This window comes from Pedobacter sp. W3I1, assembly GCF_030816015.1.
In the GTDB taxonomy this organism is placed as follows: domain Bacteria; phylum Bacteroidota; class Bacteroidia; order Sphingobacteriales; family Sphingobacteriaceae; genus Pedobacter.
The window spans coordinates 4,391,593-4,414,681 of the sequence record NZ_JAUSXN010000001.1; the positions used below are offsets into that span (position 1 = coordinate 4,391,593).

Genomic DNA, 23,089 nt, shown 5'->3' on the forward strand with positions numbered 1-23,089 from the left:
ATATTTTAATCAATGCTTGGGAAGAGCTGTTGCATTAAACCCTTTTTATGCAATTTTAATTTATTTAGTTTCTTGTTCTGTTCACTTATCTGCTCATCTACCAATGAAATAAAACCAGAAATTCTTTGTTGTTCTGGAATTGTAGTATACGGCAAAAGAGAACTATAAACAATTTCACTACTAATATTTTGAACAATACCGCCAGCCGCTAGCTTAGTGAATTGAATTTGCATGTATTCTGAATTTAAAACTTGCAACAAATATTTCTTATCAAAATATTTTTCAAATTCTCTTAAAACAAACCAACCATCATAAATACAGCCATCAATTTCTAATAAATAAGTCTTACCAAAACTCATTGAATTTGCAAGAATTAACTCACCAGACACAACTTTTCTTGACTTTTTTGCTCCTAATCTTGTTATTTTCTCTTCAACTGATTTGATAATGTTATTTTCAGCATTTTTTGTATCACCAATTTTAATCCAATTCACCCCATCTGGACTTGTCGTTAAGAACTCTTGAATCGGTCGTGGTGAACTACCTCTATATAAAACTATGCATTCCGAAAACCTTTTACTCTCCCAATCCCCACTATACTTAAATTCTGTAAAACGCAATTTGGGTACTTTCTTTCCTTCTACAGGAAACAATTGTTGCATTAATCCTTTTTTATGATTTTTTAATGCATTTAATTTTTGATCTTCAGCAGTAATTAAATCCTCTAAAGAAGAAAGGCAATCTGATATTTTTTGTTGTTCTATCTTACTTTTAGGATAAGCAATTTTTATCTTAGCGAGACGAGTAGCAGAAATACCTAGTACCTTGGCTCCTTGAGCCTCACGCTGAATTTGTTTTCTAACACTATTAGAAATGAACAAATGGCCTCCAAATCCTATTATAAATTTATTTGTTTTTTGTCTTGCATGTAATGTATGTAGCCCCGAGAGTAGCTTTTCTCCATTAAGCTCTACAATTTCAATACTTTTACCGATATCTTTTTCATCTTCAGAAGCATCTGCAAATATCATATCTCCTTCTCGGCAATAATTTTCTAGAGGAATTTTATCAATAAGAATAGAAGAATTTATATATGGAACCTTTTCTTTTGTGATATTAAACAAGTGGGAGAATTTAGTATGTATATCTCCGTAATGAATGTTTTTAACAATACCTTCTTGATAATTTAGATTCTCTCTAGAGAAAGAATTAGTTACTTTAAAAGTATAAATATCTTCTAAATTTTCTAATTTCCAACCTTCGGGGTCAAAACTAGAGAATCTCATATTAGGCACAATTTCACCTTTTATCTCTTTACTCATAAGCTGATAATCCTGCTATTTCACCGCCTTGGGCTAATTTTCTTAATTGCGGCATTAAATCTTCCATAATGGCCGATTCCTTTTTTGCCCGGTCTTTCCAACCTAATTCCAATGGCGCCAATAAATCACTTAATTGTTCTCCATCAAATATCATACGTTCTACTGTATTTTCAACAAAAGTTTTTAAAGGTTTAATCGCTAAACCATATTTCTGTGCAATAATGGCCAACTCCTGAGCAGATTTTTCCTCTATAAATTTCTCAAAACCCTCACGTATTTCACTTTCAGATAGGCTTTTACCAACCTCCAAACTTTTAATATATGCTGCAATATCATCACGGGCATTCATCAAGTTGGCACTTGAACTCAACAGATCGATAAGCTGCTCTTGCGTCATTTTCTGCTTAGATGGTTTGGCACTCGTATATTTAGCGATCAAGCCCATAATATAATCGTAATCAACTACTGCAGAAGCAAACAGCACAAATTCAAAATCCAGTTCCTGTACATCAGCATCGGTGTCTTCGCCCCCCTTATCTTGTTTCTCTTTCAGCCGTTTTGCCGTCTCTAAATAAGCACCCTTAAAAGACCGCAAATCCTCATTTGGCAATAAACTTTCTATTTTTTCCTGCTCAGCCTCTTTTAAATCGGTATATTGATCAAGCTGTGTTTTGTAACGTTGTATCTCCTTAAAATATGTAATAAATTCGGCACGGGCAATATCGCCTTTTAAGTTGTTCACCTCTTCGGGTTTGGTTGCTAAACCGCGCGATTGCATAAATTGATTAAGTTTGGTAACCGCTTCTTCGTACTTACCAATAACCACAGGCGCAGCATCAACCAACCAAATCTCTTTTGCCTTACTGGTATTTTCTCCAGAGAATAAAGCAATGGCATCATCAACAGCATCATGCTGATTACGAAAATCCAGAATATGTCCATAAGGTTTACTGGCATTTAAAATCCGATTGGTTCTTGAAAATGCTTGTATTAAACCATGGTATTTCAAGTTCTTATCTACATATAGTGTATTTAAGTATTTAGAATCAAAACCAGTTAGTAACATATCCACCACAATTAAAATATCTATTTTATTGGCATGTGGATAGTCTGCATTGGTATATTTATGGTCCTTAATGCGTTGTTGCACATCCTGATAATATTGATCAAACTCTGTAATGGTATGATTAGTACCATATTGTTTGTTATAATCGTTAATAATGGTTTTAAGTGCCAGTTTCTTCTCTTCCGGTGCTACCTCATTATCTGCCTTCTCCTGTAGTAAATCATCTTGTAATTGTTTTACATCCTGATTACCTTCTGCAGGTGGCGAGAAAACGCAAGCAATATTTAATGGATAAAAATCATCATATAAAGCTGCTTTCTTTAATTGCGCATCTTTAAATAGGTTATAATAGGCAATAGCATCATTAATAGATTCCGTTGCGAACACCGCATTAAACTTACGTGACTGTGTTGCGGCACTATGCTTATCAGATATGGCTTCTACAATAGCTTGTTTAGTATAGGTTTTATCCAACCTTTGTTCGTATTCTCCCTGACTTTTAAAATAATCAATATGAAAACGCAAAACATTTTCATCCTCTATAGCGTGTGTAATGGTATAAGCATGCAATAGTTTTTGAAAAACTTCTTCTGTAGTTAAGTATGAAGCTTGCTGCCCATCTATTTTTTTGTAAGTGGCATTATCCTCAAAAATAGGTGTGCCTGTAAAACCGAATAATTGGGCATTTGGGAAAAATTCTTTAATGGCTTTATGGTTTTCACCAAACTGCGAACGGTGGCATTCATCAAAGATAAATACCATTCTTTTACCCGCTAAAGATTTAAGTTGCTCCTTGTAGTTTTTACGGTGGCTAGGGTCTAATGCCAAGCCTAACTTTTGTATAGTGGTTACAATTACTTTATCGGCATAGCTTTCAGAAAGCATACGCCTAACCAATGTATCTGTATTGGTATTTTCCTCAACGCTACCTTCCTGAAACTTATTAAATTCTTCCCTTGTTTGCCTGTCCAAATCTTTACGATCTACTACGAACAAACATTTCTCTACATCGGGATTATCTTTTAATAGTGTCGATGCTTTGAACGAAGTAAGCGTTTTGCCACTACCGGTAGTATGCCATATATAACCATTACCACGATTTTGTTGAATGCAATTCACAATGGCTTTAACAGCATAAATCTGGTAAGGTCGCATTACCATTAATTTTTGCTCACTTTCTACCAACACCATATACCTGCTGATCATTTCGCCCAATGTACACTTAGCTAAAAATATCTCAGTGAAATCATATAAATTGTCTACTTTTGAATTATCTTCCCTTGCCCATTTGTAAACCGGTAGAAATTGCTCATCGGCATTAAAAGCAAAATGTTGATTTTTATTATTGGAGAAGTAGTAAGTATCAGAACGGTTGCTCACAATAAACAACTGCATAAAACACAACAGCGAATTATTATAACCATTGCCTGGGTCATTTTTATAATCAACAATCTGCTGCATAGCCCTTCTAGGGCTAATCTGCAGTGTCTTTAATTCAATTTGTACTACAGGTATCCCATTAATTAACAAAATAACATCATATCGATGGTTGGTATCTTTTGTATTAATGCGTAACTGATTAATTACTTCATATTCATTTTTACACCAATCTTTAATATCAACCAAAGTATATTGTAGTGGTGTACCATCTTCACGGATGAAAGTATTTTTTTGACGCAAATTTTTAGATGCTGTAAAAACATCTGGCGTAACAATTTCATCCCGTAATCGCGCAAATTCAGCGTCTGATAAGTTTACACGATTCAATGCATCAAATTTCCGACGGAAGTTTAATTCTAAAGCATTGCGGTCGCGTATATCTGCCCGATAAGTATATTTCAAATCGGTTAGTTTTCCAATAAATCCGTACTCAACTTGAGGTTCGTTAACGATCAAAGTCATTTATCTTTTGAGTAATTTAGGCTCGACATAATTTAGCAATAATTGCTTAAATTAAAACCAGCAGGTAGAATATTTAGCTAAATTATTAAAAGAAGCCGAAATATCGCAACCTTATTTTGGGTTGGTTCATATTTAGGCAATTAAAGTTTCAACACTTTATTTTAAATGATCACGCTTGTAACATTTAATTTTCGTCAACTATACTTCATCAGCAATAGTTAATTTACTTTCACTTTCATAATCCAGTTCGGTCAAATTTGATTTTAAATAATCGTCATTTAAAATCCCAATAGTAATCACCTTAGAAACATCGGTATCCAATAAAATCTTATCTCCAGCTGCATTTAATCTTATTTTACCAGAAAGTTTAGGGTGTGAAGTGATAAAAGCGATGATTCTTGTTTTGGCAAGTTGTAGCACAGGCGAATCGGGTTTTATCCTCAACACCCGCTTCGCATACTTAACGTTATCTACCAAAGAGGTTAACTCTTCCAAATTATCAATCAAATCAAGTCCCGAAATTAATTCGATATTTTGTCTGGCTTGGTTTTTAACAATTTCATTATAACCGTAGGCAGAAGCCAAAGTTTTTAGATTGTTGATCACCAGAGAATCATCTGCGAATAAGAAATCAATAGAACTATTGATCTGTAAAATATTACTATTAAGTTTTTCAAATCTGTTGCCTATAGGAATAAGGCCTAACATTTTATCTTGCCTAACAATTGTAACGGGATACACATGTTTATAAATTGAAAAATAATTACCAGCATCCCCTATCGTTACAATTATAGCTTTTATCGTTTCCATATCGTCATTTGAGAATGAAAACGTGGGGTAATTTATAAATGGATCAAACTCTTTAGCTATGGCAAGTTTCTCTGGGAATTCTTCCAAATCGTAGAAAAACAACGAATTGATTGTTTCTTGCGCTGTAGAAATATCTTTTAATTCGATTTCATCATTGTTGAGTATCTTCTCATTGATGGCCACCGTAAATATCTCTTTTAATTCATTAGCTAATTCCGGAGAGATATCGGCATCTAGAATAGATTCACTTCCATCCTCTTCTTTTTTAACCAAATGTATATTAATTCCTATTGGATTTATTACATCGTTAACTAAATTTAGTTTTTCTTTAAGTTCTCGTATTTCCATTGTTTATTGATTTATTGGCCATGTATATATTGTCACTCAATAGTTGATATTGAATAGAATCATTTTCTTGAATTACATCCTTACTGATGATGATAATGTTCTCTTTATTAGTTGTAGATAATTTATAAATATGATACCCAAGGAGTGCCAATGTTGGGTTAGTGTAGAACATATTCGTTTTGATATAAATAATACCAATGATGATCAGCACGAGAAAAAAGACCAAACCATTTCGATCTTCATTTAAATTGAAACTTAAAAATGGAATGACATAGGTAACTAGGAAGGTTAAATGCTCCCAGTTTAAGTTTTCAATCCTGGTTACCTTATCAGGTAGGGACCTATTTCGACGGATAATGTATTTAAAATTTGCATAAAAGATAAAGCCAAAAATTGCCAGTGATAAAAATATTAACGGAACTACGTTGACGATTAACAGTTTGGCTAAACCAATAAAATGGCAATTCTTATCGAAACAATAAGGTATCTGTACTTTATTAATAAATAATAAAATGAAGAGTAACCAAAGTGACACGATATAAAGTTGAATTTTAAGGCTCATAGTGATTTTATAAGTTATACATGCATTAAAATATGCATCTAATATTCTTTAGTAATGCAACAAGGTAAGTTGTGGAGAATGCTATTCCCTACGGTTTCCCGTACCTCCTCAAAAAAAAATAAACCTATTCTTTTAGTTGTAAATAAAATAATACTATCTTAATGCTAATTAATTATTTTATTTACTTTTTTAAACTACAAGTTATGTCTAAAATGAATGAGACCGGCCACGCCAAAAACGTAGCCAATTTCGAAACCCTCACCACCTATGTAACTGGTTACGGTGCCGTGTACAACCCCAGCAATGTAAACATCCAGTTAAACAGTTTAACCGGGAAAGCTGCCGCAGCCAAAACCATTAACGAGCAGGTGCACGATGCTGCCGCCAAAAACAGCAATGCCATAGCCCTGCGCGATCTGGCTTTTGCGCCCTTAAAAAAGTTGAGCACCCGCGTACTGAGCGCCGTTAAAGCCAACAGTGTAGCCCAACAGGTATTGGATAATGCAGTAAGCCACCACCGCAAAATACAGGGCCAAAGGGCAACGGCTAAACTCACAGCTGAAGAAAAGAATAACCTGGCCGCCAGCGGTACGGTGGTTAACCAGGTTTCGGCCTCGCAACAGAGTTACGATAACCTGCTCGATACGCTCGATAAACAGATTAAACTGTTAGCCACCATACCGCAGTATGCACCTAACGAGGTAGATTTGCAGCTGGCCAGCCTCACCAGTTTATATAACGATTTATTGCAGAAAAACCGCGATGTGGTAGCCAACAGTTCGCAGTTGAGTACCCTACGCATTAACCGCGATAACGCGCTGTACGATGCAGAAACCGGCATAGTTGCCCTGGCTCAGGATGTGAAAAATTACGCAAAATCTGTTTTTGGGTCAACCAGCCCCCAATACAAACAGATTTCGGGTATCCCGTTCCGAACCCTGACCTAAAACACCCATAATACCCTAAAAAAATCATCCCTATTTATTTCCTCATTCCACTTTAACAGATACCAAACCGGTTGCTGTTTCTCTTTTATGCAATGCTTAACCGTAAAACGGCTCATTGCAACGCCTGAACTGTCGACTGCAACGTCTGAACTACCGACTGCAACCTCTGAACTGTCGACTGCAACATCTGAACTATCGACTGCAACGTCTGAACTGTCGACTGCAACGTCTGAACTACCGACTGCAACATCTGAACTATCGACTGCAACGTCTGAACTACCGACTGCAACATCTGAACTATCGACTGCAACATCTGAACTATCGACTGCAACGTCTGAACTACCGACTGCAAGGTCTGAACTAATGACTGCAACATCTGAACTGTCGACTGCAACATCTGAACTATCGACTGCAACCTCTGAACTGTCGACTGCAACATCTGAACTATCGACTGCAACATCTGAACTATCGACTGCAACCCCTGAACTACCGACTGCAACCTCTGAACTACCGACTGCAACATGATTATGCTTCGCAGAGCCTTCGGGTTCTCCAGTACGGTCGAAATGACGGATTTTTTTTTTGAAATAACAATAATTAAAAGATCCTGCGCTACCATTTACAGACTCCCTAAAAAAAAGTCGTCATTGCGAGGAGGAACGACAGCCTGCCCCGATATTTTCGGGGAAGCAATCTTTCACGCTAATGATCCTCGCTATAAAGATTGCTTCGTCGGCTGAAAAAGCCTTCTCGCAATGACGGATTTATTGGTAGTACAATCACCATACTAGAAGCTATCCTTATACATCATGCTATCTGCATCCCGCTATCAGCACCCTGCTATTCGGCCTGGCAGATTTCCGCCGGAAAAAGCATGGAAATCTTTGCTATGCCCCTCATAACCCCACAACCTAAGGCAGGATCAAAGCGGGAGCGGTGGGGCAAGTAAGGATGAGAGCCTAGATACTGTCGCGATAAAGATTTCCGTAGGTTTTTACAAGGAAGGATGCAAGCCTTTCAGTTATGCCTTTTCGTTGTTGTTTTTAAGGCAGGCATGCTTTCGCTACGCTCAGGTTTGTTTCTTTTCTATCAAGAGAAAAGAAAGAGCCCTTCGGTGGCTAACCGAGGCAAGACTGCGCAAAGGGCAAGAATAGCGAAAGCATTAGGATTCCCGCCTGCGCGGGAATGACGACCGTATTAGAAATTATCCCTATACATATGCTATATACTCCCTGCTATCCGGCCTGGGATATGATGGAAGGAGATCCTTCGACTCCGCTCAGGATGACAAAAAACCGGAGGAAATAAAAGGAGGATGAATTGATCGCAATTGAAATAATGCGATAAATCCGCTGCACTATGCTATCAGCACCCTGCTATTCGGCCTGGCAGATTTCCGCCGGAAAAAGCACGGAAATCTTTGCAGTTCCCCCTCATAACCCCACAACCTAAGGCAGGATCAAAGCGGGAGCGGTGGGAATAAGCAAGGGTAAGAGCCTCGATGCTGTCGCAATCAAGATTTCCGTAGCTTTTTACAAGGAAGGCTGCAAGCCTTGATTTTTTGTTACTTTTTCATCAAGGAAAAAGTAAAAGCCCTTCGGTGGCTAACCGAGGCAAGACAGTGCAGAAGGCAACAACATAGCGATCGCTTTAAGATTCCCGCCTGCGCGAGAATGACGAACTATGTTTATGAAAAGTCCAAAGATCTCTCCGCTACGGTCGAGATGACGACACCGCGTGCCCCTCATAGTTTCAGAGGAATAAATCTACGGATGCCTATCTATGCTTCATGCTATCTGCATCCTGCTATCCGGCCTAGGATATGATGGAAGGAGAAAACGTTAAAGCTTTAGCACCCCCTTTCAACCTACCACTATCCCGAGGCAGCACGCCCTCCCCGATCCTTCATCGGGGGCTTGTGCTGGCGACTAATAAAGCTTTGACGAATTTATCCGACATCAGATCCAAGCCTTGATTTTTGGTTACCTTTTTATCAAGAAAAAGGTAAGAGCCCTTCGGTGGCTAACCGAGGCAAGCCCGAGCCCGGGGTAAAAAATAGCACCCGCTTTAAGGTTCCCGCTAGTGATACTATAAACAAAGGCAGTGGTTAATTACGCAGAGATCCTTCGTACCTCAGGATGACAAATCATTGTATAACAAAAAAACACCAAGAACATCCTACTATTGCAAAACGTCCCTGGTGTTTTCGTACAAACCTATAAGGTCTTAAAAACCTGGTAGGTTTAACATTATTTTACTGCCAGCCGCCACCTAACGAGCGGTACAAACCAACAACTGCATTTAACTGCTCTGTTTTAATGGTTGTTAACTCCAATTCACTTTGTAGTAAATTGCCTTGTGCGGTAATTACTTCTAAATAATTAGCCATACCACTTTTAAACAACAAACTTGCATTTCTCGATGCTTGTTGTAAAGTCTGCGCTCTTTTTTCAGCAATGCTGTATTGTGTTTTTAACTTCTCTACTTTCGTTAACTCATCAGACACTTCGCCAACAGCATTTAATACCGACTGACGGAACTGGATTACTGTTTTTTCACGGTCGATTTTAGCTAGTTCTAAAGAAGTTTTTAACTGACCTCTTTGAAAAATAGGTTGCGTAATCCCTGCTCCAACCAGGCCAAATAAAGATGCCGGAACATTAAACCAGTTGCTTGCTTTAAAAGAGTTGATGCCTCCGCTTGCGGTAATCACCAGCGATGGATACAAACTGGCTTTCGCTACACCAACCTTTGCATTGGCAATGGTAAGCGCCAGTTCAGCACTTTTAATATCAGGCCTGCGGCTTAACATCGATGAAGGAAAACCCGCGTTTAAGTCCTGCGGGATATTCATTTTATCCAAACGGCTCTCGCGGTTAATGGTTTTTGGCAAAGTACCAATCAATACACTTAAAGCATTTTCCTGTAAGGTTACATTTTGCTCTAAACGGGGGATCAGTTGCGCGGCATTTAACTGTTGCGCCTGAGCCTGCTGTATCGCCAATGAAGTTACCTGACCGGCATCGAACTGTAAATTGATAATCCTCAATGTGCTGTCGTTCAGTTTTAAGTTCTTTTTCGCGATTTCCAATTGTGCATCAAGCATTAGCAAATTGTAATATCCTTGTGCAACATTGGCCACCAAACGCGTCTGAACTGCTTTACGTGCCTCTTCTGTCTGCAAAAAACTGGCTAAAGCGCCAGCTTTTTGATTGCGGATTTTACCCCAGATATCGGCTTCCCAAACCACACCCAGATTTGCATTATAATCTTCAATGTGTGTTGAGCCTGTAAACTGGTTAAGGCTTAAACCATTTAAACTGTTATCAGACGGACGGCTTGAGCTCGCTGCCACCTGCAATTTCAATTCAGGTAAATAACCCAATTTCGATTGTTTGAACAATACTTCGGCTGCATCGATATTTTTCAATGCAATCTGCATGTCGTAATTTTTAACCAAAGCTGTATCAATTAAATTCTGAACAGTAAGGTCGTTGATAAAACTCTTCAATGGCATCCCGCCAACACTTGAAGAATCTTTAGGCAATGAATTTCTGAATAAGCCTGGCGCAATATTTGGCAGCGCTGTATCTTTCGAAACCGAACATCCGCTCCAGATTAAAGCAAGGAGCAGGATGGTAATGATATTAAACCGTTTCATAAACTACATGATTATTATTTACAGGTTCTCCATTGTGGTGAACAACCTCATTTCTTGATTTTTTTGATATTTTTTCCTGTAAAGCCTGGAAGATGACGAAAAGTACCGGAATGATGAACAAACCTAAAATTACCCCCGATACCATACCACCTGCGGCACCAATACTGATGGAGTGGTTACCCTGTGCCGATGGACCTGTTGCAATACTCATCGGGAACAAACCAAACACAAAGGCCAGTGATGTCATAATAATTGGTCTGATCCTTAATCGCGCTGCTTCTATAGCCGAGTCAACCAAACTAAGTCCTGCCTTTCGTCGCTGCACGGCAAACTCCACAATCAGGATGGCATTTTTAGCCAGCAAACCGATAAGCATGATCAGCGCTACCTGTACATAAATGTTATTTTCGATACCAGTTAAGCCCAATACCACAAATACACCGAATACACCTGTAGGGATAGATAAGATTACCGCCAATGGCAGGATATAACTCTCGTACTGTGCTGATAATAAGAAGTAAACAAACACCAAACAAAGCAGGAATATTACTGTCGACTGTCCGCCTGAAGAAATCTCCTCACGTGTTTGTCCCGAGAATTCGTAAGCATAGCCAGTTGGCAATTGTTCTCTGGCGGTTTCTTCTATCGCTTTAATCGCATCACCAGAACTGAAACCTGGTTTAGGGATGGCATTTACCTCGATTGAGTTAAACAGGTTATAACGCGAAGCCGTTTCCGAACCATATACACGGGTTAATTTAACCAGGGTACTGATGGGCACACTTTCTCCGGCCTTGTTTTTAACAAACACACGGTCGATACTTGCAGGATCGGTTCTGTCGGCAACATCAGCCTGAACCACCACACGGTAGTATTTACCAAAGCGGTTAAAATCTGATGCTTGTGCAGTACCAAAATAAGTCTGCATGGTTTGTAAGATATCTTTTTTACTTACACCCAACTGATCGGCCTTTTCGTCGTTAACATCCAGTTGCAACTGCGGATAATCTGCTTTATAAGAAGTAAAAGCATAAGCAATAGCCGGTTTCGCCATTAACTTTCCAATAAAGTTATTCGCTACACCACTAAATTTATCCAGCCTGCCGTTCGTTTTATCCTGTAACATTACGTTCATGGCCTCCACATTACTAAAGCCCGGAACCGTAGGGAAACTGAATACAAAGAAGGTACCGGCAGATATGGCCGCCATTTTGGCCCTTACTATATTTTGGATTTCATCGATATTTTTTACCGCCCCTCTTTCGTCGTTTGGTTTTAACAATAAGAAAATCTGACCAGCCGAAGGACTGTTGGATGCGGTTAAAAAGTTATAACCAGCCAACGACATTACAAATCTTGCTGATGGCATTGCCCTCAACTCTGCTTCTGCCTGTTTTAATATTTTATTGGTATTGGCCAATGATGTTCCGGATGGACTGGCAACCGCGATAGCCACAAAACCCTGATCCTCTGTCGGGATAAAGCCTGTTTTTGTTCTGCCTACAAGGAAAATGGTAACCAAAACGATTAAGGCTAATCCACCCATGCTGATCCATTTATTACGGATAAGCACTTTTAAGCCCCCAACATATCGGTTGGTCATATAATTGAAACCACCGTTAAAGCCTGCATAAAACTTTTCTACAAAACCTTTTTTAGGCGCGTTATGACCACCTTCGGCATGTTTGTTCTTTAAAAATAAGGCCGCCAGCGCAGGGCTTAAAGTTAACGCGTTAACAGCTGATATAATGATGGCGATAGCCATGGTTAAGGCGAACTGTTTGTAAAATATACCTGTTGAGCCTGTCATGAAACCAACCGGTAAAAACACCGCCGCCATTACCAGTGTAATCGATATAATGGCCCCGGTAATTTCGTTCATGGCCTCGGTAGTTGCTGCCCTCGGACTAAGCGAAGGGTTTTCTTCCATTTTGGCATGCACCGCCTCTACCACCACAATCGCATCATCTACCACAATACCTATGGCCAGTACCAGCGCAAAAAGGGTTAAAAGGTTAACAGAGAAGCCGAACAGCTGCATGAAAAAGAAAGTACCGATAATAGCCACCGGAACCGCAATAGCTGGGATTAAAGTAGATCTGAAATCCTGAAGGAAGATAAATACTACAATAAATACCAGTAAAAATGCTTCTATCAAGGTGTGCTCCACCTGGTTGATGGATTCATCAAGATCGGTTTTGGTACGGTAAAACTGGTTGAATTTAATGCCCGCCGGGAAATCTTTTGATAGTTTCGCCAATAGTTTATCAATGGCAATCTGGATTTCGTTGGCATTAGAGCCCGATAACTGGATTACACCAATGGTAATTCCATCATGCCCGTTTAAACGGTTTACACTACCATAACTATACGCACCCAATTCTACACGGGCTACATCTTTTAAGCGTAATATAGAACCATCTGAATTAGAACGGATCGCGATATTTTGATATTCCTCTGGTTTAGTAAGTTTACCTTTATATTTAATGATATATTCAAACGCCTCACTACTTCTCTCTCCAAACCTACCTGGGGCTGCTTCCAGGTTTTTGTCCTGAATGGCGGTGATCACTTCATTCGGTGTAATTTTATAAGTAGCCAATTGACTTGGGTTTAACCAAATACGCATTGAATAATCTTTAATACCACCAAATACACTGGCAGAACCTACACCCGGGATACGTTTAAGTTCGGGAATGATATTAATCTGCGCATAGTTATTTACAAAAACGGCATCGTATTTTTTAGGATCTTCCGAGTAAATACCGATAGCGCCAATAAAACTATTTTGCTGTTTGGTAGTGGTTATGCCATATTGTACAACCTCTGCAGGCAATTGACTGGTAGCCTGCGAAACCCGGTTTTGCACGTTAACAGCTGCCTGATCGGGGTTGGTACCCTGTTGAAAGTAAACCGTAATGGCTAATGTGCCATCGTTACTGGCACTGGAGGTCATGTAGGTCATATTCTCCACACCATTAATTGCTTCCTCCAATGATGGAGTTACCGAACGTAAAATCGTTTCGGCATTGGCCCCTGGGTACACTGCGGTTACCAATACCGACGGAGGTGCGATATTTGGAAAGCGCTCTAAGGGCAACTTTGTTAAGCCCAGTATACCAACTATTACCAATAAGATGGAAATAACAGTCGAAAGTACAGGCCTGTCTATAAATTTCTGAAACATGACTTTTTAGATTTTAGGTCTTATTAATTTTTTGTTTTTGCAACAGCTACTTTATCTGCTGCTTTTTGAGGCTGGATAACCATACCCTCCTGTAATTTATCAACCCCGCTTAACACGATCTGGTCGCCAACTTTTACCCCGTCTTTAACCAGGTAATTTTCGCCGGCTTTACCAACAATGGTAATGGATTGTTTTTTCACCTTACTGCTGTCTCCTACGGTAAATACAAATACTTTATCCTGCATTTCTACCGTCGATGACTGAGGCACCAGAATGGCATCATCATGCTGCAAACCTAAACGGATCTTACCGGTATTACCCGAGCGAAGAACGCCGCTCGCATTAGGAAAACTTGCCCTTAAAGTAATGGCACCCGTGTTTTTATCAAACTGACCATCGATCATATCGATCTTACCTTTAATTGGGTAAGCAGAATTATCAGCCAATAAAAGTTCTACCGCTGGTAAATGTTTAATCCTGTCGGCAGGAGTTTTACCCGGGTAGTTCGCATTAAAATTGTTGAAGTCGTTTTCTGCTAAAGAGAAATAAACATGCACTTCGTGGATATCGGATAACTGTGTTAAAGCAATCTGATCCGTCGGAGAAACTAAACTTCCCTGTTTTTTAGGGATACGACCGATGTAACCGCTCACCGTAGCCTTAACATTGGTATAACCTAAGTTAATCTGTGCCGAAGCAACACTGGCTCTGGCTTGTTCGGCATTTGCCTGCGCAATTTTATAAGCTGTTTTGGCTGTTTTTAACTGAAAATCAGAAACTACTTTGTTCTGAACAAGCGGTGTTAACTTATCAACTTCCAACTGTGCGTTTAAGATAGCCGCTTCTGCTGCATGTAAACTCGCTTTGGCATTATTTAAAGCCTCGCGGTAAGGGTTTTCGTTGATTTTGAACAAGGTTTGTCCGGCGGTTACATAAGCGCCTTCATTAACCAAAACACTTTGTAAGTAACCACTCACCTGCGGACGGACATCGATATCAACAGCACCTTGAATAGAAGCCGGATATTCAATATACGTAGTTTCTGTGCTTGCGCTAATCGCGCTTACTGGTAAGGCTGGCGGTGGTGGTGCAGCTGCAGCCTGATCAGCAGATGATTTACAACTCACCAGAATTATGGATAGTAGAGAAATTGTTAACATTAACTTAATACTATTAAACTGTTTAACAGTGTTAAGTAAAGGGGACAAGCGATGTAGAGATTTCATATGGATTAAATTTAATTGGAATTAGCGTGTATAAATAATTTAACAGTGTTAAATTACTTTGTAAAAAAAAATTAACTATTAATAGATAATGTAATGCCCTTGATGGCATCTTTTAAAATTTGCTGGTTTAATTCGTCTGTTGTTCTTCCGTTGGGGCGAACCAGGTTAATGGAAATTAAACCATGGATGATAGACCAATAGGTGTAATACTTCATGCAGATATCATCGTCAGATACTGGTTTCTTCTCAAATAACGATTCAATTACATCGCCTAACATACTACTTACGTTTTCGGCTTCAGTCATCGAATTTTTAACGGTGCAACAAACCATATCTACACCGTACATCAACTGATAAAATTCTTTGTGGGCAAAGGCGAAGTTCCAATAGGCAATCCACATGGCTTCCATTTTATCTTCCGGAGATTCGTGTTTATCCCTCGCTTCGCGGATATCTTTACCCAACATTAAATATCCTCTTCTGGTGAGTTCCAGTAAGATGCCGTCTTTGTTAGAAAAGTATTCGTAAATAATTGGTGCAGTATATTCAATCTGGTCGGCAATTTTACGCATACTCAATGCCTGCCAGCCTTCTGTTTGAACAATGTTCAAGGCCGCATCCAGAATTTTTGTTCTGGTTTCATCTTTTAAACGTAGAATTCTTTCTTTACTTCCCATGACTGGAATATTAGGTGTAAATAATCTAACACCGTTAAGCAAATGTAGAACCAATTCCAGAATTCACAATCATTCATTTGTCATAAACATTTTATTGATTAGTTTTACAACTGATAATCAACGGTTAAAGCCTTAAAAACTGCATTTTCAAACAACGTGATTTTTTAAAAAAAAATAAAAAATGATTTTCCGCGAGGCAAAAACAACTGACATACCTGCGATCCAAATTGTCAGACATACGGTAAAAGAGAACATTTTGTCCGATTTAGCAGATAGATCATAATGCTTTCTATCTTTCTTACGTCATGCTGAACTTGTTTCAGTATCCTTTCGGCATGTAAGGCCCTGAAATAAATTCAGTGTGACGACCGTTCATGCATTTTGTCGTGCCAACAATGACGATACAGCGTAGAAAAGAATAACCCACCAAGACACAAAGTTTAGTGTCTTCATGATATAGCCACCAAAGCCTGAACCATGTAAGGCATATAAGTTACATAAAAGCTCAATACCTAATATGTTCTTACATTTCTTCTATGGTGAAAACCTCTAATAAAAGTTTTAACCACTAAGACCCTGACCTGGAGCGAAGCGGAAAGCTACGAAGTAAAACAAGTTCAGGGTGACGAACCGAGAGAGGAATTGTTGCGACTCAACTGTGGCGGAATGGAGAGATCTTTAAACTTTGTAATTAAGTTGGAAAGATTTCGCCAATATCGTACCATTGACAGACTCCGCTAGAAAAATCGTCATCTCGACCGAAGCAACGCGGAGTGGAGAGATCTATCTAGACAGATTTAGCTTCGCTGAGCCTTCGGGTTCTCGGCTACGTTGCACTCCGCTCGAAATGACGATTACTAAGGGAGTTTAAAAATTACGCTTTAAACTTCTTCATAAAGTTGCTTACACTTTCTTCTAAATACCCATCAGCAATGGCTTTAACGAAAGCCGTACCAATAATGGCACCGTTGGCATACGAGCAAGCCTTGTCAAAAGTCTGTTTATCGCTGATCCCGAAACCGATCATCGTTGGATTTTTCAGGTTTAGGTTTTTAATCCTGCTGAAATAAGCTTCCGTGGTATCACCAACTTCGAGGTTTTTACCCGTTGTAGCTGATGATGATAACAAATAGATGAATCCATTGGTTAAACCGTCAATTTTATGGATACGTTCTTCAGCGGTTTGAGGGGTGATTAAAAATACATTGCTCAGGTTATGTTTTTCGAAGCAATCTTTATAAAACTCCTCATATTCTACCATTGGTAGATCAGGAACAATACAGCCATCTACCCCTACTTCGGCACAAGCTTCGCAGAATTTTTCTACGCCAAACTGCAAAACAGGGTTTACATAACCCATTAACAAAACAGGAATGGTAACGGTCTTACGCAAGTCTTTCAACTGTTCGAAAAGCAGCTTAAGCGTCATCCCCTGATCGAGCGATTGTTTACTACTCGCCTGAATTACCGGTCCATCGGCAACAGGATCAGAATAAGGAAATCCTATTTCAAGCATGTCAGCACCCGATTTTTCCAGTGCTTCGGCAATTTGAATGGTATCGCCAGTATTTGGATAACCAGCGGTATAATAAATTGATAATATATTTTTCTTCTCCTGGAAGAGTTGTTTAATTCTGTTCATTTTTTTTCTTTTTCCGTCATTGCGAGGTACGAAGATAACCGAACGAAGCGAGCTCATGAATGCCTTTAAAAACAACTGCAAAAATGAATAATCTTAATGCTTTGGGTTAGCCTCCTAGCGCGTGTAGTAGGATTGCTTCGTGCCTTATAATGACAATTCTTCTAAAGATTAAAATATTTAATATAAGTATCCAGATCCTTGTCGCCACGGCCTGACAGGCAAACCACTACGTTTTCGCCACCTTTAAATTCCATTTTTTCTAAATAAGCCAAGGCATGTGCACTTTCGATGGCCGGAATAATTCCTTCCAGTTGTGTACAAAGTAAACCGGCATCTAAGCTTTCTTCATCAGTAATGGAAACATATTGGCCACGACCTGTTTTAAACAAATGTGCATGTTGTGGGCCAATTCCCGGATAATCCAACCCTGCTGAAACTGAATGCGGTTCAACAACCTGTCCGTCTGGCGTTTGCATCAAGATACTTCTGCTTCCATGTAAAACCCCTTCTTTACCCAGATATGTGGTTGCGGCAGAAAACCCGCTTGATACACCTTTTCCGGCTGCTTCAACAGCAATCAGTTTAACATTCTCATCGTCCATAAAATGGTAGAACATCCCCATGGCATTACTTCCACCACCTACACAGGCCAAAACATAATCAGGCTGATCGCTACCGGTTTGTTCTAAAAGTTGTTTTTTGGTTTCCTCAGAAATAATCGATTGAAAAATCGCTACCATATCAGGGTAAGGATGTGGACCAACCACCGAACCAATAATATAATGTGTATCTACCGGATTATTGATCCAATCGCGCATCGCCTCATTGGTAGCATCTTTTAAGGTTTTGCTTCCCGAGCTTGCCGGAACCACCTTTGCCCCCAGCATTTTCATGCGTGCCACATTTGGTGCCTGGCGCTCGATATCTACCTCGCCCATGTAAATTACACACTCCAGGTTACGCAGCGCACATACGGTTGCAGTAGCTACACCATGCTGACCAGCACCTGTTTCAGCAATAATCCTTTTTTTGCCCAGTTTTTCGGCCAATAAAATCTGTCCGATGGTATTATTGATCTTATGGGCACCGGTATGGTTTAAATCTTCTCTTTTTAGAAAAATATTGGCACCAAATCTTTCCGAATATCTTTTGGCCAGATATAAAGGCGAAGGGCGGCCAACATAATCTTTTAACAATTGATGAAATTCCTTTTGAAAATCGGCATCATCAATAATCTTTAAATAGTTTTGACGCAATTCCTCTACGTTTGGATAAAGCATTTCGGGGATGTACGCGCCACCAAAATCTCCATAATATCCTTTTTCGTTTACTTTGTATTTCATGTTTTTTTTCCTTTTTCCCTTGGTTCAAACCAAGGGTTATGAATAACAATCTATTTATTCATTTCTTTAATAAATTCTTTAATCTTCTCCGCATCTTTTAAACCTGGTTCAATTTCAAATCTGCTATTGATATCCAGGGCATATAAGCGGTCATCATGTATATCCTTTATGGCCGGGGCATGTTCTAAATCAATTCCGCCACTTAAAAAGTAAGGTTTGGTATAAGTATATCGGTCTAAAACAGACCAATTGAATGTTTTCCCCGATCCACCATGTGTTTTAGTTTTGGTATCGAACAGGAAATAATCTACCACATTTAAATAAGCTTCGAGACCTGAAAAATCAAAATCTTCATCTATTCCGAAAGCTTTAATCACTTCTAAAGCAGGAAAGCTTGATTTTAATGCTGCACAATATTCAGGCGATTCATCGCCATGTAACTGAACAGCTTTTAGCTTCAATGTGTTTACTTTATCTTTTACCTTTTCAAGATCTTCATTTACAAAAACCCCTACGGTTTTAATCTCAGCAGGAATGTATTTGATCAATTCAGCAGAAACATCGCTGATTAGTCTGGGCGATTTTTCATAAAAGATAAAGCCCAGATAATCTGGCTGAAGCTCGGCTACCGCAGCAATATTTGCTGCCAGGTGCATTCCACAAACTTTTAACTTTAACATGCCAATAAGTTTTTGAAACTGTTTAACGCTTTTTTGCTGGTTAAAGATTCTTCCGCTTCGTAAAAGCAGTCGGCAAAAGATTGCTCAGGTTTTATGGTTTTAATGGCCAGTGCCGAATTACACAGCACCACGTTGTTCTGTACATCTGTAGCTTCCCCATTTAAAACAGCCATAAATATTTTGGCAGATGATTCTACGGTATCGCCACCTTTAATCGCATGGGTATCAACCTTATCAAAACCCATATCCTGAAGGGTTAAAATCTGTTCGCCCTTATTCGAAAAGGTTTTTACATCGCAGGTTAGTGAAACCTCGTCATAACCTTCCAATGCATGTACAATAGTATAACTTTTATCGGTATCCTGGTATAAATAAGCATATAAACGGGCCAGTTCCAGACTGAACACGCCTACCATCTGGTATTTTGGCTGCCCGGGGTTAACCATTGGCCCCAGCATATTAAAAAATGTTTTTACCCCCAGTTCTTTACGGATTGGCGCTACAATTTTCATGGCAGGATTAAACAAAGGAGCGTGTAAGAAACAGATCCCGGCAGTATCTAAATTGCGCCTTAAAGTAGCTTCATCATTGGTAAAAGTATAACCTAAATATTCCATTACATTAGAAGAACCGCAGCCCGAAGAAACGCCGTAATTACCATGTTTAGCCACATGATGACCAGCACCTGCCACTACAAATGAGGATAAGGTAGAAATATTGAAAGTGTCTTTACCATCGCCACCGGTACCGCAGAGATCAATCAATTCGTAACCCGATAAGTTAACCTTTACACACATATCAAGCATCGCATCACGAAAACCCTGCAGTTCTTGCACCGTAATATTGCGCATGGCATAAGCCGTAATAAAAGCGGCAATCTGCGAAGAATTAAATGCTCCTTCCGAAATTGAAATTAAAATGTTCTTTGCCTCTTCCCTGCTAAAACTCTTGTTCTCGAATAAATGGTTTAATATTTTTTTCATGTTTTGTATAACTCTTACCGTCATTCTGAACTAGGTTCAGAATCTTTCACATAGATGCTGAACTAAATTCAGCATGACGATTCTTTAAAAAATCATTTTTACGCCATGGTTTGCGTCTCCACAAACCATTTTATTCTGTTCCGTTTCGTGGAGACACGAACCGGGGCATTAGTTTTGTATTCAATCTACTCGCCATGTTTGTGTCGCCACAAACCATTTAATTTTTCTAAATCTTTTTTATAGATGCTGATCCCGAATAGTCGGGACAGCATAACGCCCATTTTTAACCACCCCGTCTTTCAGACACCCCTCCACGGGAGGGGAAGGCATAAAAAAAGGATTGCTTTTTGGGCAATCCTCTTCGTTGTGTTTAAAATATTTTAAAATATATAACAATAGAATTTGCCTAACGAATTTCGTTATGCCACCACCAATTGTTATTTAAGTTTTTAATTATCATGTTTGTATAAAGCAAATATTGACATTGTTTTTTAATATTCCAAAATCTTTCTAAAAATATATGGCTTTCTTTAAAAGAAAAGTGCAGTTTAATGATGATTTCGGTTTCGGATCCAATCCCGTTACCAAAAACCAGCGCATGCTTAACCCCGATGGTTCTGCCAATATCGAGCGTACCGGCCTGCCCTGGTTTAAGTTCGACGATACCTATACCCGCCTGGTTACCATGAGCTGGACGCGGTTTTTCTTTGTTATCCTTGTTACTTATATGGCTGTAAATACAATTTTCGCCATTTTATACAACCTTGTGGGTATAGAAAATTTAAATGGCGCCAAAGGTGTAACGCTTCGCGATCAGTTTTTTGATGCTTTTTTCTTTTCAGCACAAACCATTTCTACCGTAGGTTATGGCCATATTTCGCCACAGGGCTTTGTTACCAGTGTGCTTGCCGCTTTCGAGAGCATGCTGGGTTTATTGGCCTTTGCACTGGCTACGGGTTTATTGTATGGCCGTTTCAGCAGGCCTACATCTAAGGTAAGTTTCAGTAAAAAAATGGTGATTGCCCCGTATGAAAAAGGCCATGGTTTAATGTGCCGTTTGGTTAATCTCCGCCATAATCAACTCATAGAAGTTGAAGTACAGATGGTGATGTCGTACAATGAAACCGTTGATGGTAAACATGTACGTAGGTTTTATCCTTTGCCATTAGAGCGCAGTAAAATTGGTATCCTGTCTTTAAACTGGACTCTGGTACACCCCATTACAGAAGAAAGTCCCTTTTTCGAAAAATCGTTAACCGAGCTGCAGCATGCCGAAGTAGAAATTTTTGTGATCCTCAAAGCTTTTGATGATACCTTCTCGCAAACTATTCATACCAGAACCAGTTATCAGGATGAGGAAATCGAAATGGATGCTAAGTTTGAGAAAATGTACTACCATAACGAAGAAGGCAAAATGGTAATGGACTATAGTAAGCTGGATAGGGTTACGCCGACGGTATAGGGCCTAATTTTCATTTTCGATTTTTTTGGAAAGCAATGATAGTGCTAATCGGTTGCGATAGTCCCGTTATTCGCTTTATCCCGATTGAAGGATCGGGATGCTCGCTACTACCGGGTTTAGGACGGTCTGGTCTGTGCTAAATATGACCACCCCGCCTTTCAGGCACCCCTCCAAAGGAAGGGAATTGCACCTCATCGTCTCTATGCGATTTGCCTTCCCCTCTTTCAGAGGGGTGTCCGCAGGACGGGGTGTTTCAGCGACCTATAAAATCACCAATATCCTCATATAAATCCAGTTAAACTCAAAGTTAATGGTCTTCGACTCCGCTCAGACTGACAATTATTTACTTTAAACTCTTTGCTCTTAGACCTTATGCCTTAAACCTTAAACCATCCACCTTCTAACCCTCAACCTTCTACCCTTTTATCAACGGATTTTTCTCTTTCGCAAACAGTTCAAAAACCTTTTTATCTACAAAAGCTGGGAAGAGTTTGTTCATCCAAACCGCCAGCTTTCCTTGTCCGGTCATGATTAAGGTACGTTTACGTTTTTCGATACCGTCGGCGATGATGCTGGCTACTTCTTCCGATGTCATCATTTTACCCTCATCCATGCTGGTTTCGCCATGTGCGGCGCCATCTTTCGATAAGGCCGTTACCCGGATATTCGATGCCGTAAAACCCGGACAAGCCAAAAGTACATTTACACCGGTTTTTAAGAGTTCGGTGCGTAAAGATTCCATAAAACCATTCATTGCAAATTTAGAGGCCGAATAACCTGTTCTGCCCGGCAAACCCCGGTAACCTGCAATTGATGATATGCCCACTACCGTTCCTTTAGTTTTCAAAATCTCTGGCAAAGCAAATTTCGTACAATAAACTGTTCCCCAAAAGTTCACATCCATCAGGTTTTTTAGCACCGATAAATCTAAATCGTTAAACAGTGCACGCATCGATAATCCCGCATTATTTACCAGAATATCGATCTTTTGAAACGAAACCAAAGCCTGCTTGATAATCAGTTCGCAATCGGTTTCTTTGCTTACATCAGCCTGAACGGCCACCGCCCTTATATTATATTTTTTCTCCAGATCGGCGGTAATTTCACAAAGGGTTACATATTGACGGGCGGCCAAAACTAAATTAGCGCCACGTTTAGCAAATTCTTCCGCACAAGCCTTTCCGATTCCGCTCGATGCGCCAGTGATGATGATTACTTTGTCTTTTAAATCCATTTTTAGTATTAAGTAGCAGGTATCTAGTATCAAGATT

Annotated in this window: 15 protein-coding genes; 2 read left to right on the plus strand and 13 right to left on the minus strand. The window is 39.5% G+C overall.

Translation table 11 applies throughout. The features are described 5' to 3' along the window. Positions 1–5 precede the first annotated feature (5 nt). The 4 genes from QF042_RS17895 to kwaA form a co-directional block, all read right to left on the minus strand. Positions 6–1,322 carry a restriction endonuclease subunit S gene (locus tag QF042_RS17895; protein WP_307530884.1) on the minus strand — a complete coding sequence of 439 codons (1,317 nt, stop codon included), beginning with the start codon at positions 1,320–1,322 and terminating at the stop codon, positions 6–8. Beyond that, complete coding sequence (locus tag QF042_RS17900; protein WP_307530886.1) at positions 1,315–4,290, minus strand: type I restriction endonuclease subunit R; 2,976 nt, start codon at positions 4,288–4,290, stop codon at positions 1,315–1,317. The genes QF042_RS17895 and QF042_RS17900 overlap by 8 nt, the downstream gene beginning before the upstream one ends. A 198-nt stretch (positions 4,291–4,488) precedes the next feature. After that, positions 4,489–5,448, minus strand: a complete 960-nt coding sequence (kwaB, locus tag QF042_RS17905) for an anti-phage protein KwaB (protein WP_307530888.1) — start codon at positions 5,446–5,448, stop codon at positions 4,489–4,491. Beyond that, on the minus strand, positions 5,429–6,010 hold the full coding sequence (kwaA, locus tag QF042_RS17910; protein WP_307530890.1) for an anti-phage protein KwaA: 582 nt from the start codon (positions 6,008–6,010) through the stop codon (positions 5,429–5,431). Before kwaA ends, kwaB begins: the two co-directional genes overlap by 20 nt. Before the next feature lie 203 nt (positions 6,011–6,213). Between kwaA and QF042_RS17915 the strand changes: the two genes are divergently transcribed. Then, positions 6,214–6,957, plus strand: coding sequence for a hypothetical protein (locus QF042_RS17915; RefSeq protein WP_307530892.1), 744 nt, complete (start codon positions 6,214–6,216; stop codon positions 6,955–6,957). Between the two features lie 2,254 nt (positions 6,958–9,211). Here QF042_RS17915 and QF042_RS17920 read toward each other — a convergent pair. From QF042_RS17920 to trpD, 8 genes are all read right to left on the minus strand, one after another. Continuing rightward, positions 9,212–10,618 carry a TolC family protein gene (locus QF042_RS17920; protein WP_307530893.1) on the minus strand — a complete coding sequence of 469 codons (1,407 nt, stop codon included), beginning with the start codon at positions 10,616–10,618 and terminating at the stop codon, positions 9,212–9,214. Then, on the minus strand, positions 10,605–13,805 hold the full coding sequence (locus QF042_RS17925) for an efflux RND transporter permease subunit (protein WP_307530894.1): 3,201 nt from the start codon (positions 13,803–13,805) through the stop codon (positions 10,605–10,607). The genes QF042_RS17920 and QF042_RS17925 overlap by 14 nt, the downstream gene beginning before the upstream one ends. Before the next feature lie 23 nt (positions 13,806–13,828). Next, on the minus strand, positions 13,829–14,965 hold the full coding sequence (locus QF042_RS17930; protein WP_307530896.1) for an efflux RND transporter periplasmic adaptor subunit: 1,137 nt from the start codon (positions 14,963–14,965) through the stop codon (positions 13,829–13,831). Positions 14,966–15,102: 137 nt separating this feature from the next. Continuing rightward, on the minus strand, positions 15,103–15,708 hold the full coding sequence (locus QF042_RS17935; RefSeq protein WP_307530899.1) for a TetR/AcrR family transcriptional regulator: 606 nt from the start codon (positions 15,706–15,708) through the stop codon (positions 15,103–15,105). Between the two features lie 874 nt (positions 15,709–16,582). Next, positions 16,583–17,350, minus strand: coding sequence for a tryptophan synthase subunit alpha (gene trpA / locus QF042_RS17940; RefSeq protein ID WP_307530901.1), 768 nt, complete (start codon positions 17,348–17,350; stop codon positions 16,583–16,585). Positions 17,351–17,511: 161 nt separating this feature from the next. Beyond that, positions 17,512–18,693 carry a tryptophan synthase subunit beta gene (trpB, locus tag QF042_RS17945; protein ID WP_132396539.1) on the minus strand — a complete coding sequence of 394 codons (1,182 nt, stop codon included), beginning with the start codon at positions 18,691–18,693 and terminating at the stop codon, positions 17,512–17,514. Positions 18,694–18,743: 50 nt separating this feature from the next. Further along, positions 18,744–19,373, minus strand: coding sequence for a phosphoribosylanthranilate isomerase (locus QF042_RS17950; protein ID WP_307530906.1), 630 nt, complete (start codon positions 19,371–19,373; stop codon positions 18,744–18,746). Then, positions 19,367–20,356, minus strand: a complete 990-nt coding sequence (gene trpD / locus QF042_RS17955; protein ID WP_307530908.1) for an anthranilate phosphoribosyltransferase — start codon at positions 20,354–20,356, stop codon at positions 19,367–19,369. The genes QF042_RS17950 and trpD overlap by 7 nt, the downstream gene beginning before the upstream one ends. 520 nt (positions 20,357–20,876) lie before the next feature. Between trpD and QF042_RS17960 the strand changes: the two genes are divergently transcribed. Further along, positions 20,877–21,818 (plus strand): ion channel, encoded by a 942-nt coding sequence (locus QF042_RS17960; RefSeq protein ID WP_307530910.1) that lies wholly within the window; start codon positions 20,877–20,879, stop codon positions 21,816–21,818. A gap of 415 nt (positions 21,819–22,233) precedes the next feature. Here QF042_RS17960 and QF042_RS17965 read toward each other — a convergent pair whose 3' ends face one another. Beyond that, entirely contained in the window at positions 22,234–23,052 is an 819-nt protein-coding gene (locus tag QF042_RS17965) for an SDR family oxidoreductase (RefSeq protein ID WP_307530912.1), read from the minus strand. Positions 23,053–23,089: the final 37 nt, after the last annotated feature.

Excerpts from the sequence above, each read along its gene's own strand:
- QF042_RS17895 (WP_307530884.1), bottom strand. The coding sequence starts at position 1,322 with ATGAGTAAAGAGATAAAAGGTGAAATTGTGCCTAATATGAGATTCTCT.
- QF042_RS17900 (WP_307530886.1), bottom strand. The coding sequence starts at position 4,290 with ATGACTTTGATCGTTAACGAACCTCAAGTTGAGTACGGATTTATTGGA.
- kwaB (WP_307530888.1), bottom strand. The coding sequence starts at position 5,448 with ATGGAAATACGAGAACTTAAAGAAAAACTAAATTTAGTTAACGATGTA.
- kwaA (WP_307530890.1), bottom strand. The coding sequence starts at position 6,010 with ATGAGCCTTAAAATTCAACTTTATATCGTGTCACTTTGGTTACTCTTC.
- QF042_RS17915 (WP_307530892.1), top strand. The coding sequence starts at position 6,214 with ATGTCTAAAATGAATGAGACCGGCCACGCCAAAAACGTAGCCAATTTC.
- QF042_RS17920 (WP_307530893.1), bottom strand. The coding sequence starts at position 10,618 with ATGAAACGGTTTAATATCATTACCATCCTGCTCCTTGCTTTAATCTGG.
- QF042_RS17925 (WP_307530894.1), bottom strand. The coding sequence starts at position 13,805 with ATGTTTCAGAAATTTATAGACAGGCCTGTACTTTCGACTGTTATTTCC.
- QF042_RS17930 (WP_307530896.1), bottom strand. The coding sequence starts at position 14,965 with ATGTTAACAATTTCTCTACTATCCATAATTCTGGTGAGTTGTAAATCA.
- QF042_RS17935 (WP_307530899.1), bottom strand. The coding sequence starts at position 15,708 with ATGGGAAGTAAAGAAAGAATTCTACGTTTAAAAGATGAAACCAGAACA.
- trpA (WP_307530901.1), bottom strand. The coding sequence starts at position 17,350 with ATGAACAGAATTAAACAACTCTTCCAGGAGAAGAAAAATATATTATCA.
- trpB (WP_132396539.1), bottom strand. The coding sequence starts at position 18,693 with ATGAAATACAAAGTAAACGAAAAAGGATATTATGGAGATTTTGGTGGC.
- QF042_RS17950 (WP_307530906.1), bottom strand. The coding sequence starts at position 19,373 with ATGTTAAAGTTAAAAGTTTGTGGAATGCACCTGGCAGCAAATATTGCT.
- trpD (WP_307530908.1), bottom strand. The coding sequence starts at position 20,356 with ATGAAAAAAATATTAAACCATTTATTCGAGAACAAGAGTTTTAGCAGG.
- QF042_RS17960 (WP_307530910.1), top strand. The coding sequence starts at position 20,877 with ATGGCTTTCTTTAAAAGAAAAGTGCAGTTTAATGATGATTTCGGTTTC.
- QF042_RS17965 (WP_307530912.1), bottom strand. The coding sequence starts at position 23,052 with ATGGATTTAAAAGACAAAGTAATCATCATCACTGGCGCATCGAGCGGA.